Annotated in this window: 16 protein-coding genes; 5 read left to right on the top strand and 11 right to left on the bottom strand. The window is 69.1% G+C overall.

What is annotated here, in order from left to right:
- Together A5680_RS08955 and A5680_RS08960 are read right to left on the bottom strand one after the other, a co-directional pair.
- Positions 1-586: DUF4190 domain-containing protein (locus A5680_RS08955; protein WP_156675042.1), on the bottom strand; the 586-nt coding region annotated here is incomplete at its 3' end.
- Between the two features lie 54 nt (positions 587-640).
- Positions 641-1,726 carry a hypothetical protein gene (locus A5680_RS08960; protein WP_067818430.1) on the bottom strand — a complete coding sequence of 362 codons (1,086 nt, stop codon included), beginning with the start codon at positions 1,724-1,726 and terminating at the stop codon, positions 641-643.
- A gap of 88 nt (positions 1,727-1,814) precedes the next feature.
- Between A5680_RS08960 and A5680_RS08965 the strand changes: the two genes are divergently transcribed.
- Both A5680_RS08965 and A5680_RS08970 read left to right on the top strand, forming a co-directional pair.
- Complete coding sequence (locus A5680_RS08965) at positions 1,815-2,375, top strand: hemerythrin domain-containing protein (protein WP_055405480.1); 561 nt, start codon at positions 1,815-1,817, stop codon at positions 2,373-2,375.
- A 65-nt stretch (positions 2,376-2,440) separates the two neighbouring features.
- Entirely contained in the window at positions 2,441-3,103 is a 663-nt protein-coding gene (locus A5680_RS08970) for a UdgX family uracil-DNA binding protein (protein ID WP_067818433.1), read from the top strand.
- A 12-nt stretch (positions 3,104-3,115) separates the two neighbouring features.
- Here the strand turns inward: A5680_RS08970 and A5680_RS08975 are convergent, their stop codons facing one another.
- The 5 genes from A5680_RS08975 to A5680_RS08995 all read right to left on the bottom strand — a co-directional run bounded on the left by A5680_RS08975 (position 3,116) and on the right by A5680_RS08995 (position 8,461).
- Complete coding sequence (locus tag A5680_RS08975; RefSeq protein ID WP_067818435.1) at positions 3,116-4,909, bottom strand: thiamine pyrophosphate-requiring protein; 1,794 nt, start codon at positions 4,907-4,909, stop codon at positions 3,116-3,118.
- Between the two features lie 304 nt (positions 4,910-5,213).
- On the bottom strand, positions 5,214-6,269 hold the full coding sequence (locus A5680_RS08980; protein ID WP_055405477.1) for a DNA topoisomerase IB: 1,056 nt from the start codon (positions 6,267-6,269) through the stop codon (positions 5,214-5,216).
- Between the two features lie 114 nt (positions 6,270-6,383).
- A complete protein-coding gene (locus A5680_RS08985; RefSeq protein ID WP_055403846.1) occupies positions 6,384-6,782 on the bottom strand; it encodes a heme-binding protein in 399 nt (132 codons plus the stop codon).
- A 269-nt stretch (positions 6,783-7,051) separates the two neighbouring features.
- Positions 7,052-7,456 carry an STAS domain-containing protein gene (locus A5680_RS08990; RefSeq protein WP_055403847.1) on the bottom strand — a complete coding sequence of 135 codons (405 nt, stop codon included), beginning with the start codon at positions 7,454-7,456 and terminating at the stop codon, positions 7,052-7,054.
- A 168-nt stretch (positions 7,457-7,624) separates the two neighbouring features.
- Positions 7,625-8,461, bottom strand: coding sequence for an SDR family oxidoreductase (locus tag A5680_RS08995; RefSeq protein ID WP_156675043.1), 837 nt, complete (start codon positions 8,459-8,461; stop codon positions 7,625-7,627).
- Between the two features lie 163 nt (positions 8,462-8,624).
- On the opposite strand from A5680_RS08995, the gene A5680_RS09000 reads away from it, so the two are divergent.
- Positions 8,625-8,861: a general stress protein CsbD gene (locus tag A5680_RS09000; protein ID WP_067818442.1), complete on the top strand. Its 237-nt coding sequence runs from the start codon at positions 8,625-8,627 to the stop codon at positions 8,859-8,861.
- Positions 8,862-8,978: 117 nt separating this feature from the next.
- Positions 8,979-9,248 carry a DUF3349 domain-containing protein gene (locus A5680_RS09005; RefSeq protein WP_067818445.1) on the top strand — a complete coding sequence of 90 codons (270 nt, stop codon included), beginning with the start codon at positions 8,979-8,981 and terminating at the stop codon, positions 9,246-9,248.
- Positions 9,249-9,252: 4 nt separating this feature from the next.
- Here A5680_RS09005 and A5680_RS09010 read toward each other — a convergent pair whose 3' ends face one another.
- Genes A5680_RS09010 through A5680_RS09020 form a run of 3 tightly spaced genes read right to left on the bottom strand, consistent with a single transcriptional unit; the run spans position 9,253 to position 11,787 of the window.
- The gene (locus tag A5680_RS09010) at positions 9,253-10,017 is read right to left on the bottom strand and encodes an endonuclease/exonuclease/phosphatase family protein (RefSeq protein WP_067818448.1); all 765 of its coding nucleotides are present in this window, start codon (positions 10,015-10,017) and stop codon (positions 9,253-9,255) included.
- A 50-nt stretch (positions 10,018-10,067) separates the two neighbouring features.
- The gene (locus A5680_RS09015; protein ID WP_055403852.1) at positions 10,068-10,838 is read right to left on the bottom strand and encodes a PIG-L deacetylase family protein; all 771 of its coding nucleotides are present in this window, start codon (positions 10,836-10,838) and stop codon (positions 10,068-10,070) included.
- Positions 10,839-10,845: 7 nt separating this feature from the next.
- Positions 10,846-11,787: an acyl-CoA dehydrogenase gene (locus A5680_RS09020; protein WP_067818451.1), complete on the bottom strand. Its 942-nt coding sequence runs from the start codon at positions 11,785-11,787 to the stop codon at positions 10,846-10,848.
- Positions 11,788-12,159: 372 nt separating this feature from the next.
- Between A5680_RS09020 and A5680_RS09025 the strand changes: the two genes are divergently transcribed.
- Positions 12,160-12,726, top strand: a complete 567-nt coding sequence (locus tag A5680_RS09025) for a nucleotidyltransferase (RefSeq protein ID WP_055403854.1) — start codon at positions 12,160-12,162, stop codon at positions 12,724-12,726.
- On the opposite strand, the gene A5680_RS09030 is transcribed toward A5680_RS09025, so the two are convergent.
- Entirely contained in the window at positions 12,720-12,977 is a 258-nt protein-coding gene (locus A5680_RS09030; protein ID WP_055403855.1) for a hypothetical protein, read from the bottom strand. The two genes, A5680_RS09025 and A5680_RS09030, sit on opposite strands and share 7 nt — an antisense overlap.
- Positions 12,978-13,035: the final 58 nt, after the last annotated feature.

The following is a 13,035-nucleotide window of genomic DNA, read 5'->3' on the forward strand; positions in this document are numbered from 1 at the left end:
AATAGGCGTCCGGTGTGCCGGGGGCGACGCTGCCCCAGCATTCCGGCCGGTCGATCGCCCCGCCCGCGCCCGGGCGGCCCATGTTGTCCCACGTCTGGCCGGCCTGCAGGTTCTGGTCGCTGGTGATGTTCTTCAGGGCGTCGGCGCCCGGCAGCAGCGTCGCCAGGACGTCCGGCGCGACGGGGCCCGGGGCCGCCGCGGGCATCGCCGCGCTCGTGGGGGTGGAGGTCGGCGCCGCCGTCTGGGTGGGCGGTGCTGCGCCGAAGATTGCCCATGCGACCAGCCCGACCACGGCGACGGCGATGAAGGTGTAGGACAGCGCCAGTCCCGCCCGGGCGCGGTCCCGGCCGAGCTCGCCGGTGCGGCGGATCTGCGCCAGCCCGGCGTGTCCGAGGATCGCCCCGACGGGCGCGAACACGAACGCGAACACCAGCGACAGCGTCGCCAGCACGTTGACGGGCGGTCGGTGCGGCGGGGCGGGCGGGGGTGTGAAGACCGGCGGCTCGTAGTCCGGGGTGGGCGGCATCCGGCCGAGCGGGTCGTAGGTGTACGGGTTCTGCCAATACGGGTCCTGCGGGTTGGTCACGCCAGCACCTCCTTACCGGCCGACCCTGCCCGAAATGTAGCCGACGTTGGGGCGTTACAGGCCGGGCTTGGCGACGCTGACGACATAGGGCGCGCCGGCCAAAGTGAGGTACACCCGATGCGGCCCGATCGCCATGCCGGACAAGGGTGCCGCTTGGGCCGCCGGCGGCAGTCCCGCCCGGTAGCCGATGACGCGCAGGACGGGAATCGTGTGGGTTGCGAAACCGGTGAAGCTCGCCGTTTCCAGCACCACGACTTCGCGGTCGGTGGCGGCGTAGATCCGGGTGTCGTCGGTGCCCAGTTCACGGATCGCCGACGGCAGCCGGGCACTGGCCAGCACCGTCAAACCCTCGCCACCGCGCCGCGAGTCCACCGCGTAGAGCGTGGCGTCGTCGTGGCCGGCCACGTAGCTGCGCGTCACCGCGGCGCCGTCACCCGCCGACACCGCGACGTTCATGCCCAGCGAACCGCGCTCCTCGGCCGGGGACTGCGACCCCTGGTAGTGGCGGATTCCGGACGGCGCGAACACGTGGTAGTCGATCTGGCGGCCGCGGTTGGCTCCGTCGATGCTGTCGGCGGGATCACCGGCGACCGTGGCGGTGGGCAGCTTGCGCAGGCCGTACTGGTCCACCGGTGTCACCGACGTTCCGTCCGACGACAGCGCCAGCAGCATCCGCAGGCCCGCGTCCTCGGACAGATACGCCGGGGCGGGTCCGGCGTCGAAATCGCCCACCGGGCGCAGGCTTTCGAGGTCGACCTCGGCGACCCTGCCGCGCTCGGGCTGAGGCACGAACACGATGGCGGCGTCTTTCCGGCTGATCTGGAGATTGCGTCCGACCGCCATGGGTGCCGATAACCGCGTCTTGGCGTCGCCCGGGCGGTCCCCGGCGCTCACCTCGGCCAGCCGGTGATCGTCGGTGAGCGCGACAAGGGCGTGGGTGCGATACGACCAGACCGGTTCGCGCAACGGCGCGGCGACCGACCACACCTCGACGTCGGGCGCACTCGCCAATGACGCGCCCGGCGCCGCGCAGCCGGCGGCCAGGACGAGGGCGCCGAGGACCACCACCCGGCGGCGGAGACCGATGGCCACGAGCGTTCTCCTTGTTCGCAGTTGGTGGAGAACTACCCACTGGCGCATGGGCGTACCCGTTTGGTGCCCGATTTCGTCGGGTAGCCGACATGGAGCGCGCAACAGCCCGCGCGCCAAGGTAGATGGGAAGGACATCATGGCTCAGACCGCCATCAAGTCGCCCACCGATGTGGTCGACTTTCTTGTCAGTCAGCACGAACAGATCAAGTCGTTGTTCGCCACCACGCTGGCGGCGTCGGGGAAGGAACGCGAGAAGGCGTTCGTCGAACTCCGGCGATTGCTGGCCGTCCACGAAACGGCGGAAGAGGAAATCGTGCACCCGCGGGCCAAGCGGAAGCTGGCCGACGCGGCCGAGGTGGTCGACGAGCGCCTCCACGAAGAGCACGAGGCCAAGACCGTTCTGCAGAAGCTGGAGAAAATCGACGTCGACAGCGCGGAGTTCACCAGCCTGTTGACGCAGCTTCGCGACGCGGTCGTCGAGCATGCCGAGCACGAGGAGCGCGACGAGTTCGCCAAGCTGGGCCAGGAATTGAGCGGCGAGGAGCTCGAACGGATGGGCCGCGCGGCCAAGCTCGCCGAGGCGATCGCGCCGACCCGCCCGCATGCCGGTGTCGAATCGCAGGCGGCCAACCTGGCCGCCGGACCGTTCGCGGCGATGCTGGACCGCGCCCGCGACGCCATCGTCGGGAAGGGCTAATGGCTCACTGGGGCGCCCCCACCCGAGGGGGAGCGGGGGCGCCCCAGCCCCGGCAAGGGAATCAGATGACCGCAACCAAGGCACCCGGTGCCGAGCGCTACCTGCCCGAGCGGCGGTCGCTGGATGCGCTGCGGGCGGCGGCCGAATGTTGCCGTGGCTGCCCGCTTTTCGCCGATGCCACGCAGACGGTTTTCAGCCGCGGGGACTCGGGAGCGCCGCTCATGCTGGTGGGCGAGCAGCCGGGGGATCAAGAGGACCGCGCGGGGGAGCCGTTCGTCGGGCCGGCCGGCCGACTGCTGGCCCGCGCGCTCGAGGACGCCGGCATCGCCCCGGCGTCGACGTACGAGACCAACGCGGTCAAGCACTTCAAGTTCACCCGCAAGGGTGGCAAACGGCGCATCCACCAGAAGCCCGGCCGCACCGAGGTGGTCGCCTGCCGGCCCTGGCTCATCGCCGAGATCGAGGCGGTGCGCCCGCGGGTCATCCTGTGCCTGGGCGCCACCGCCGCGCAATCCCTTCTGGGAGCGGACTTTCGGATATCGGCCCAGCGGGGCCGACAGGTGCGGATGCCGCCGTCGGCCGTCGACGTGCAGCCCGACCCCATCGTCGTCGCGACGGTCCACCCGTCGGCGGTGCTGCGCGATCGCAGCGACGGGCACGACGAGGCCTACCGGCTCTTCGTCGAGGACTTGCGCAGCGCGCGTTCGTCAGTCGACGCCAACAGGTGACTCGGCCTCGCCTCAACTCTTCTTGTGCGGCATGAACTCCTGCGCCTTGGTCTTGAGGCCCACCTTGACGAAGCCGACGCGGTCCTCGTCACCGGACAGCACCGCGGCCGTGGCCGACTTGAACTGTTCCCAGGTGGCGTGCGGCGGGATGGGCGGCATGTCCGGGTCGGTGAAGACGTCGAGCACCGTGGGGCGGTCGGCCGATAAAGCCTGCCGCCACGCGCCCTGCAGCTCCTCCGGGTCCTTGATGGCCATCGCGTTCAGGCCGAGGCTGGCCGCGAACGCCGCGAAGTCGACGTCGGGAAGCGCCTGCGATTCATGGAATTTCGGTGCGCCCGCCATGGCGCGCATCTCCCAGGTGACCTGGTTGAGGTCGTTGTTGTGCAGGATCGCGATGATCAGGCGGGGGTCCTTCCACTCCTGCCAGTACCGCTTGATGGTGATCAGCTCGGCCATGCCGTTCATCTGCATGGCGCCGTCACCGACGAACGCGATGACGGGCCGGTCCGGGTGGCCGAATTTGGCGCCGATCGCGTACGGCACGCCGGGGCCCATCGTCGCAAGGGTGCCGGATAGCGAGCCGCGCATGTCGCCGCGGAAGCGCAGATTGCGGGCGTACCAGTTGGCTGCCGAACCGGAATCCGCTGTGATGATGGCGTTTTCGGGGAGCTGCGGGGAAAGCTCGGAGTACAGGCGCATCGGGTTGATGGGGTCGGCACTGACCATCGCCTCCTTGTCCATGGTCTCCCACCACCGTGCCACATTCTTCTCGATGCCCTCCCGCCACGACCGGTCCTCTTTGCGGCGCAGGTGCGGAATCAGCGCTCGCAGGCCGGCTTTCGCGTCGGCGACCAGGTTGACCTCGTACGGGTAGCGCATCCCGATGAGCCGGCCGTCCACGTCGATCTGCACCGCGCGGGCCTGACCGAAATCGGGCAGGAACTGCGTGTACGGGAAACTGGATCCGACCGTTAGCAGGGTGTCGCAATCGCGCATCAGCTCATAACTGGGGCGCGTACCCAGCAGGCCGATAGAGCCTGTGACCCAAGGCAATTCGTCCGACAAGACGTCCTTGCCCAGCAGCGCCTTGGCCGCGCCGTCGACCAGCAGGTCGGCCACCTCGGCGAGTTCTTCGCGGGCCCCGCGGGCGCCGGTGCCCACCAGCATGGCGACCTTCTTGCCGGCGTTGAGGATGTCGGCCGCGCGCCTGATCGCCGCGTCGTCCGGGGCGATCTGCGGGTATTCGATGCCCAGGCTGGAGGGCACCATCTTGAACGCGTGCTCGGGCGGGGAGTACGGCAGCTCTTGCACGTCACTGGGAATGATCAACGCCGTCGGGGCCCGCTGGGTCATCGCGATGCGGATCGCGCGGTCCAGGACGTTGGGCAATTGCTCGGGGACCGTGATCATTTGGACGTAGTCGCTGGCGACGTCCTTGAACAGGTTCAGCAGGTCGACCTCCTGCTGGTAATTGCCGCCCATCGCGGTGCGGTTGGTCTGGCCGACGATCGCCACCACCGGAACATGGTCGAGCTTCGCGTCGTAGAGGCCGTTGAGCAGATGGATCGCCCCGGGCCCGGACGTTGCCGCGCAGACCCCGACCCGGCCGGTGAATTTCGCGTAGCCGACCGCCTGGAAGGCGCTCATCTCCTCGTGGCGGGACTGGATGAACTTCGGCTTGTTGTCCGCGCGGCCCCACGCGGCCAGCAACCCGTTGATGCCGTCCCCGGGGTAGCCGAAAACCTGCTCGACGCCCCATGCCCGCAAACGCTCCAGCAGATAGTCGGAGACCTCTTGCTTAGCCATTGATGTTCCTCCTAGACAGACGGTTCGGTGAAGTGTCGCTACGTTCGCCGGCCGGCACAGCGGCCGCGCTGGACGCGGTTTGCTGCGAAGACCCGCGGCCGTGATTTTCGACCGCAGTCAGGCGTGAATGGGCGGCCAAGGCACTTCCCACTTTCGGGGCATACCCCCAATCGCCGCCGTTATTCGTGGGTCTTTCGCGCCGCGGCCACGGCGTTGCCGGGGCCGCGGTTACAACCCCTGCGGGCGTGCCTCCTGCATCGTTTGAGAAGCGGTTTGCCGGAGCAACTTTCGGACGGTCGTCTGCTCACGCGCTCTTGGGCAGCGCGGATGATTCCCCCGCGCTGTGGCCCCTGGCCACCCGCCGGATCAGCATGCGGGTGGCCTTGTCCAGGATCTCCTGGGCCGCGTCGGGGTGCCGAGCGCGTTCGGCGCGCCGCGCCGCCGACGCGATCGTCAGCCCCTGCTCGTAGCCGGTCACGACGCGCGGATCCACGTAGGAGCCGCGGGCCACCGCCGGGGTGTTGCCCAGCTCCTCGGCGACCTCCTTCATCACGGCGGACTCCACCCGTTTGGCCACCCGCCGGGAAACGGCCGGGTCCGCATCGGCGAATGCCGTCGCGGCCAACACCGTCCCGTGCCAGGTGCGCAAATCCTTCACCGTGTATTCGTTGCCGACGAGCTCCTTGAACCGGGCATTGAGGTCATCGGAGCGCACATCGAGCCAGCCGGCCGAGGTGCGGCACACCAGGAGTCGCTCGGTACGGTCGGGCCGGCGCATCAGCGCGCGCACCGCGCGGACCACTTCGGGGTCCTCGATCTCCACGGTCCGCCGCACGCCGCTCTTGGCGGGGAAATCGAATTCGACCGAGTCGCGGCGGACCACCACGTGTTCGCACAGCAGCGTCGCCAGCCCGTAGGATTCGTGCTCTTCGGCGTACTGCTCGCCGCCGGCGCGGAAGTAACCACGATCCAGCAGACGCAGCGCGAGCGCCAGCACCCGCTTGCGGGTCAGGCCGCTGCGGTTCAGGTCTTTCGCGATGGCCGCGCGCCAATGGGGCAACCGGGTGGACAGTTCCAGGACGCGGTCGAACTTTTCCTCGGCGCGTTCCTGCTGCCACGCGGTGTGGTAGAGGTACTGGCGGCGGCCGGCCGCGTCGACGCCGACGGCCTGGATGTGGCCGTTGGGGTGCGGCGAAATCCATACGTTCTTCCAGGCCGGCGGAATGACCAGATCCTTGATCCGCTGCAGGGTTTGGGGGTCGGTCAGCAGATCGCCGTCGGGCCCGTAATACGCGAAGCCCTTGCCACGGCGCTTACGCGCGATGCCCGGTTTACTGAGAACGCTGCGACGCAGCCGCATCTTATGCCTCCAGTTACGTTCGCTGACTGGACAATTACCCGCAGCGGCAGCCCTTCACACGTGCAAAGAAACGACCCGCCACAGCGTCGTGGCGGGTCGCATCTCGCAGCCGGATCAGCCGGCCATGAATTCCTGGTAGGCCGACTCCAGCGTCGGCGGCAGGGCCTTGACGTTGCACTGCCGTTCGGTGTCGCCGATCGGGGCCAGGATGCCGCGCAGGTCGTAGTACTCCTGCGGGTGGGCCGTGAAGTAGCCCCGCAGGCTCGACTCGGCCTCGGGACGCGGCTGGCCGTAGGCGGCAGTGACCACCTGATTGGCGCCCGGGTGGGCCGCCAGGTACTGCTCGGCCGAGCCCTGCACGGACGAAACGGTGGCGTTCACGCCGCCGGGGCTGCAGTCGGGCGCTGCGGCCGCCGACGGGGCGCCGACGACACCCATGGCGATTCCCCCGAGCAGGCAGCCGGCACTGATGCCGGCCAGACGCCGGCGCGCGACAATACTGCTGATTTTCATGATGGGTTTGTCCTTCGAAATTGTGAATCTGTTCTTTCCAAAGAGGCTCCCGATCCTCGAAAACCAACGTAGCGGAAGAAAAGAAGTGGTCGCGTTCGCTGACGACGACCGGACGGCCGCCAACCCGCCGATCCGGCACGGAACGCGGTCGTTCACTAAGTCGGCGATCAATTTTTGCGGTAATCCTTAAGGAAAACCGTGTGGTTCTTAAGGAATCGTGATCATCTTCGTGATGAAATCGTGACCCGCAGTCGGCTCTGAACGGGTCCTCACCCGCGAATGGTTCCCCGGATCAGCTCGAGCGCGTCGGCCACCGAATCGACCAACGGCAAGCGCAGCCCGGTGACAAGCCGGGTCAGCCGGTGCAGCGCCTCACCGCCGACGACGCTGCAGTGCAGACGGGCGAGCCGACACTCGTCGTCGACGAGCAGCAGCGCGCGAAGGCCGGCGCTGCCGAGGTAGTCCACGAGGCTGACATCCAGGATCAGCGGGACCCGCAGCCGCACGAACCGGCGGGCCGCTTGTGCGACGAGGTCGGCGTTGGACGCGTCGATCTCTCCCTCGACGCGCAACACGGTGGCCACTCCATGCACCCGCACGTGCAGTCGCGCCCCGGCGCAATCGATTTCATAGCAGTCGAGCCGTTCCTCGGCTCGGAAGGGTTGAGCAGTCATCTGATCGCCCGTCGGGCTTGTGGTGGGTGAGCGACCAGTTGCCCAGGGCCGCTCGATAGGGGCAGCTGTGGACTCAACCTGAGCTGAGCCTAACCCCCGGCTTCCCTGCGCGGGTGGGAATGGCTCTTGCCACGAAAACTCTTCGTTTCATGGCTTCACCACGCCCACTCAGGCCGGGGTGAAATCCGGCCGGTGCAGGGACGCGGCCGCGTTCTCGCGGCCGTCCTTCGTACCGTCCGTGACCGCGGACGCCTGGGTGCGCAGCCAGGTATCGAGGTCGGGGCCCAGCACGATTGCGCGATCCGGAGCCAGCAGCGCTCCGGCGGCGAGCGGGGCAGCCGCCGGCTGCACTGCGCGCACCGGGCGGCTATCGCCTTGCTGGGCAAGCACTTTGGTGGTCAACTCTGGCAGCCGAATCGTGTTCGGGCCGGTGATGGTGCGCGGCGTGGGCGTCTGTCCCAGGGCCGTCTCAACGATCACGTCGGCCACGGTGTCGGCGGCGATCGGTTGAATCAGCCAGTCTTCGACGAGCACCTCGTCCCCGTCACAAGTCACCGGCCCCGCGGGGCCGGTGGCCGACTCGTACCACGTGGTCGACTTCACCACGGTGGTCGGGACCGGGCCGTCGAGCAGGATCTCCTTGGCCGCCCGCTTGGCTTCGAAGAACGGGACGCCGTCGAACACCGGGTCGTCGATGCCCGCCATCGTCGACACCACCAGGCGCTGCACCTCCCGTGCGGCGCACACACCCATGAGATTGTGCGAGGCGGTGGTGAACGCCTGCGGATCGGTGGGCTGCCCGTCGTCCGCCACTGGATTGGACACGTCGATCGCCACATCGACCCCCTTGAACGCCCGGTACAGGCCCTCCCCGCTCAGCAGGTCGATGCCATGCGCGCGGGACACCTCCACGACCGCGACGTCGCGGGCCCTGAGCCTGGCGACGACGCGGGCGCCGGCGGTGCCGGTCGCTCCGATGACGGCGATGGTGGTCAGCAGCCTCACCCGCTTTCGTTGGTCGCTGATTACTACCCGCCGAATCCCGCTTCAAACGTTCCGATTCCGCCGCGGTCCGGTCTCGTGATCGCCCGCACGTTCCCGTTTGACTGGTCGGCCGACGGGAACGCCGTAGGGACGAATTGACAGTAACCAACAGGGAGGTCGACCCATGGGGGATGACAAGAGCGGACCGCAGGAAGCCGTCAAGGGCGCCGTCGAGGGCGTGAAGGGCAAGGTCAAGGAGGCCGGCGGAACGGTGCTCGGCCGCGACGACATGGTCGAGGAGGGTCAGGCCCAACAGGACAAGGCCGACGCTCAGCGTGACGCGGGCAAGAAGGAGGCCGAAGCCGAGTCCGCGCGGGCCGGCGCCGAGGCCGCCGAACAGCGCCAGAAGGAAAACCAGTAGCTAGTTGGTGAAGGGGTCCGGTCCCGCTCGGGGCCGGGCCCCGTTTCCGTCTCGACGTCGCGGGCAGGTTTCAAACCGCCACGCCCGGTTATCCCCGGCTAGGACCGGAGGTGGCCAATGGGTTTGAGCGATCGCGTCTTGAACATCGTCGCGTTCCTGCGCGCGGGCTACCCGAACGGTGCCCCCGCCCACGGCTACACGCCGGTGCTGGCGCTGCTGCCGCGCCGGGTGACCGACGACGAGGTCGCCACCATCGCGACAAAGTTTCCGATGCCGCGTTCGGTATCCAGCGTGGACGTCGGGGTGGAAATCACCCGGGTTACCGACGCGCTGCCCTCGGTGGACGAGATCGAGCGGGTCAGGCGCCGGCTGACCGCGATGGGCTAGCCGATCATGCGTGTTGGAGGTCGACGACCAGCGGTCGATGGTCGGAAATTCCCATCGGTTCGGCGTCGACGGCACTGCCGCGCAGGCGGCGGTCGTCGGTCAGAATGTGATCCAGCTGCCGGTCCGGCGCGTGCGCGGGAAAGGTGGCGGCGCTGGCCAATGCCCGCATGCCCGACCAGCGGCGCACTGCCCTGGGGGTCATGTTGAGGTCCCCGGTCAGCAGCCGCGGGCCCGGAAAGCCGCGCAGGTCGTGCACCAGGCGGCGCAACTGGCGCCGATTCCAGCCGGGCACGAAGGACAGGTGCGTGTTGGCCACCGTCAGCCCGCCCATCGGGGTGTGCAGCTGCGCGATGACCGCCGCCCTCGGCTCCTCGTCGACGACCATCACCCGGTTCGGGCCCGGCAGGTACATGGGGAAGCGCATGGGAATGCGGGGCAGCCGCACCACCTGCCAACTGGCCACCGGGTATCGCGACAGCAGCGCGATCCCGTAGGCCGCGGTCCCCGGTTGCTCGCGACCCGTGGCGGCCATCCACGTCGCCCCGGGTGTGCCGGAGATGGCCGCCACGAACCGGTGTTCCACGGCTCCCATGGCTTCGGCCGCGACCGCGGTGAGGTCGGCGCGGTCGGACCGCGGCTGGTCGCAGTCGACCTCTTGCAGGCTGAGCACGTCGGGGTCGAGGCACCGCACGCAGTCACGCAGCCGCTGCAACTCCACCCCGTCACCGACGGTGCGGCCGTGCAGGATGTTGAAGGTCGCCACACGCATAGGGGTTCTCCTACCCACTTTCCGGCTCGTGCAGTCATGCCGGGGCGTGGTCAGCGGAAGACCACCTCGCCCACCGCGAGCAGCCGTTGCAGGACGAACGGCGGCAATATTGGCGGCGTTTCGCCGCGCCCGGGCCGCAATTGACTCCGATAGCATTGCGCGGCTTGGCGTTTGCGATTCACGGCCCAGCCGGGCGCCGGGACTCGGTGGGCACGCTCCCACGGCACCGCGGGGTCGGCCGGGGTGGCCCAGTGCCACATCCAGACCGGATATTCCAGCAGCGCGACGCCGGTGCGCGAGCAGGCCGCCGCCGCCGCGCGGCCCACGGCTTCGTAGTCGTGATGCCCGTCGCGGCGCCAGGGGGCGGCGCACCAGGCGTTGGGGCCTGCGGTTCGCAGAATGTCCACCAGCGCCGCGGTGAGGCGGTCCTGGTGCTTACCCAGCTCGCCGTCGGGCAACCCGAGCCGGACCGGGGATGCCGCCCCTAAAACGCTTGTGGCCCTGCGAAGTTCGTAACGGCGCGTCGTCGAAAGCCGAATGCGGCCGGACAAGGTCGCCCCGGGCTGGGCGGCGCCGCCGTCGCTGACCGACACCACCCGCACATCGACGCCCGACGCGACCAGTTGGGCGATCATCGCGCCCACACCGAGGGTCTCGTCGTGCGGGTGGGGCGCCACGACGATCAGGCGCCGACACCTCGTCAGGTCCAGTTCCGGCAGGGGGCCGCGCTCAAAAGCCGCCAGCCACAACGGTGCTGGGGTGCCGCCGTGGGTCAGCGGCTTGGCCGCGAACCGGGCGCTGTTGCTGGTGGGCGCGGTCATGACGGCCTCAGCGGTTGCTGCCCGCCAGCCGCCCGAGCTCGGCGAGATCGCGCTCGGCGTGGCTTTGCCGGATGTAGATGCTCAGATCGGCGACGCGCTGGGCGTGCCGCCCGTCCTGGCACAGCGGGCCCGGGCCCAGCGCCCGGCCGGTGCGGGTGATGGCCTCGTCGACCGCGTGCTCCACCACCGTGCGGACGCGCCGGGCCAGCAGTTGGGCGGTCCCGCTCCGGTCGAAGGGGTCCGAGTCGACCTGCGCCGCGGCGGCGGCCAGGATCGCGTCGCCGGCGGCGGGCGCGGCGTCGACGGCGCCGAGGTGCGCCAACGAGTAGGCGTCGGCGGATTGGCTTCCGGCGCAACGGTATAGCGGATCCGCGACCCGGCGCGCGCCGCCAAGCCAACAGGCGGCCACGCCGATAGCGCCATGCCAGAACCCCGACCGGTCCACGTAGTCGCCGGGATCGCCAACGGCGACGGCGTGGGTATTGGTGAATTGCACCGGCCTCGTGTCGCTGCCGGCCATGCCGGCGTTCCACCAGGTGCTCGGCAACGGCTTGACGCTTGCGTCCGTGACCTGCACGGCGAACAGGCCCCGTGATCCGTCTTCGAGCCGGGCGGTCACCAGGGCGTGGGTGCAGAACCCGGCGCCCGAGCACCACACCTTGGTGCCCGTGAGCGTGAACGCACCGTTGGTGTCGGTGGCGGTGAGCACCGCGTCCGGGGACTCGGTGGCCCAAACCGCCCACAGCTGACCGGATTCCGGGGGTTTACCGCCCAACTCGTGGAGGATGGCGACGGCATCGACGTGGGCTTCGGCAACCCTGGCCGCCACGATGTTCTCTTCGGCGAGCGAGGCCAGGCGCTGCCAGCGTTCGGCGGTGCGCCCCGAGGCGGGTAATGGTAGCTCGAGCCGTCCCGACTCGAGCCAATGCCTGACCAGTCCCGCCGTCACGCGCAATCACCCGCCGCCGATCTCCTCAGGTGCCTGAGGCGGAAAGCGAACCCGTGTGGCGCCCGAGCCTGGGTTCGTGCCGACGTGAGGAGGAAGAGTTCGGTATTGCGGTGGACGCGGTGGCCGGCGACCTCGAAGCGGTCGGCCGGGGCGGCGTCCTCGCCAGGGGCTGGCGCACGAAGGCCGGCCACCGATAGCCCCCGCCCGACGCGGGCGGGGGTCACTAAGGCTGCGGCATCATCGGCGCTTAACCAAGCGGTTAACACCTCGACAGAATTTCCCAATTGGCCGCAAGTTAAACAGTCTTAGCACCCTCGGCGACACATCCGCGCAGGTTGTAGCTCGTCGCCAGCGGGGTATGACCTAGGGACCATGGCACCCATCGAGCCCCCCGCACCCGGCGCGGCGCTGCGGGAAGCGCTACGCGGCGCTGCCTCTGCGCTCAAGGAAAACGGCCCCCGGTTCGCGTTGGCCGGCAGCTACGCGCTGTGGGCCTACGGCGCGCCGGAACCCACCCACGACGTGGATTTGGTGGTGGCCGAGTCCGACGTCGACGACGCGGTGGCCACCCTGAGCGACGCCGGCTTCGCCGTGGAGCGGCCCCCGGAGGACTGGCTCTTCAAGGCGCGCACCGGCGACACGGTCGTCGACGTGCTGCACCGCGTCAACGGCGTTCGGGTGGAATCGAACACGCTGGACTGCGCCGAGCAGCACGACGTGCTGGCGATCAGGATGCCGGTGTTGCCGCCCACAATGGTGCTCATCCAGCAACTGCGCGCCCTGCACGAGCACTACTGCGACTTCGCCAAGCTGTTGCCGGCGGTGCGCGCCGTGCGCGAGCGGCTGGACTGGGAGCGGGTCAGGGCGTGCACCGCGGACAACGACTACGCGGTCGCCTTCCTGGTGTTGGCCGATCGGCTCGGCCTCACGGCTCAGTGATTGCGTAGCTTGGCTACCAGCTTGTCCTTGGTCAGGCTCGAATACCCGGACATGCCAAGCTCTTTCGCGCGCTTCCTCAGCTGGGGGACGGTCCAGTCCTGATACGAGCCGGACTTGCCGCCCTTGCGCGCGACCGAAGACTTACCCCGCGCCGCGGCCGCGTTGGAGATCCGGGCCGCCTTCTCCTTGGAGTCGCCCTGCTTGCGCAGGTCCTTGTACAGCTTTTCATTCTTGATCGACGAATTCGGCATGATTCATCCTCCTTGTCCGCAAGTGGTCAGGGTGCCCGCGCGGGCCGGGGTGGAAACC

The sequence above is a fragment of the Mycobacterium sp. E2989 genome, assembly GCF_001667595.1.
Lineage (GTDB): Bacteria > Actinomycetota > Actinomycetes > Mycobacteriales > Mycobacteriaceae > Mycobacterium.

Bases quoted from the DNA above. Each gene is read 5' to 3' on its own strand.
- A5680_RS08960 (WP_067818430.1), bottom strand. From the start codon at position 1,726: ATGCGCCAGTGGGTAGTTCTCCACCAACTGCGAACAAGGAGAACGCTC.
- A5680_RS08965 (WP_055405480.1), top strand. From the start codon at position 1,815: ATGGCTCAGACCGCCATCAAGTCGCCCACCGATGTGGTCGACTTTCTT.
- A5680_RS08970 (WP_067818433.1), top strand. From the start codon at position 2,441: ATGACCGCAACCAAGGCACCCGGTGCCGAGCGCTACCTGCCCGAGCGG.
- A5680_RS08975 (WP_067818435.1), bottom strand. From the start codon at position 4,909: ATGGCTAAGCAAGAGGTCTCCGACTATCTGCTGGAGCGTTTGCGGGCA.
- A5680_RS08980 (WP_055405477.1), bottom strand. From the start codon at position 6,269: ATGCGGCTGCGTCGCAGCGTTCTCAGTAAACCGGGCATCGCGCGTAAG.
- A5680_RS08985 (WP_055403846.1), bottom strand. From the start codon at position 6,782: ATGAAAATCAGCAGTATTGTCGCGCGCCGGCGTCTGGCCGGCATCAGT.
- A5680_RS08990 (WP_055403847.1), bottom strand. From the start codon at position 7,456: ATGACTGCTCAACCCTTCCGAGCCGAGGAACGGCTCGACTGCTATGAA.
- A5680_RS09000 (WP_067818442.1), top strand. From the start codon at position 8,625: ATGGGGGATGACAAGAGCGGACCGCAGGAAGCCGTCAAGGGCGCCGTC.
- A5680_RS09005 (WP_067818445.1), top strand. From the start codon at position 8,979: ATGGGTTTGAGCGATCGCGTCTTGAACATCGTCGCGTTCCTGCGCGCG.
- A5680_RS09010 (WP_067818448.1), bottom strand. From the start codon at position 10,017: ATGCGTGTGGCGACCTTCAACATCCTGCACGGCCGCACCGTCGGTGAC.
- A5680_RS09015 (WP_055403852.1), bottom strand. From the start codon at position 10,838: ATGACCGCGCCCACCAGCAACAGCGCCCGGTTCGCGGCCAAGCCGCTG.
- A5680_RS09025 (WP_055403854.1), top strand. From the start codon at position 12,160: ATGGCACCCATCGAGCCCCCCGCACCCGGCGCGGCGCTGCGGGAAGCG.
- A5680_RS09030 (WP_055403855.1), bottom strand. From the start codon at position 12,977: ATGCCGAATTCGTCGATCAAGAATGAAAAGCTGTACAAGGACCTGCGC.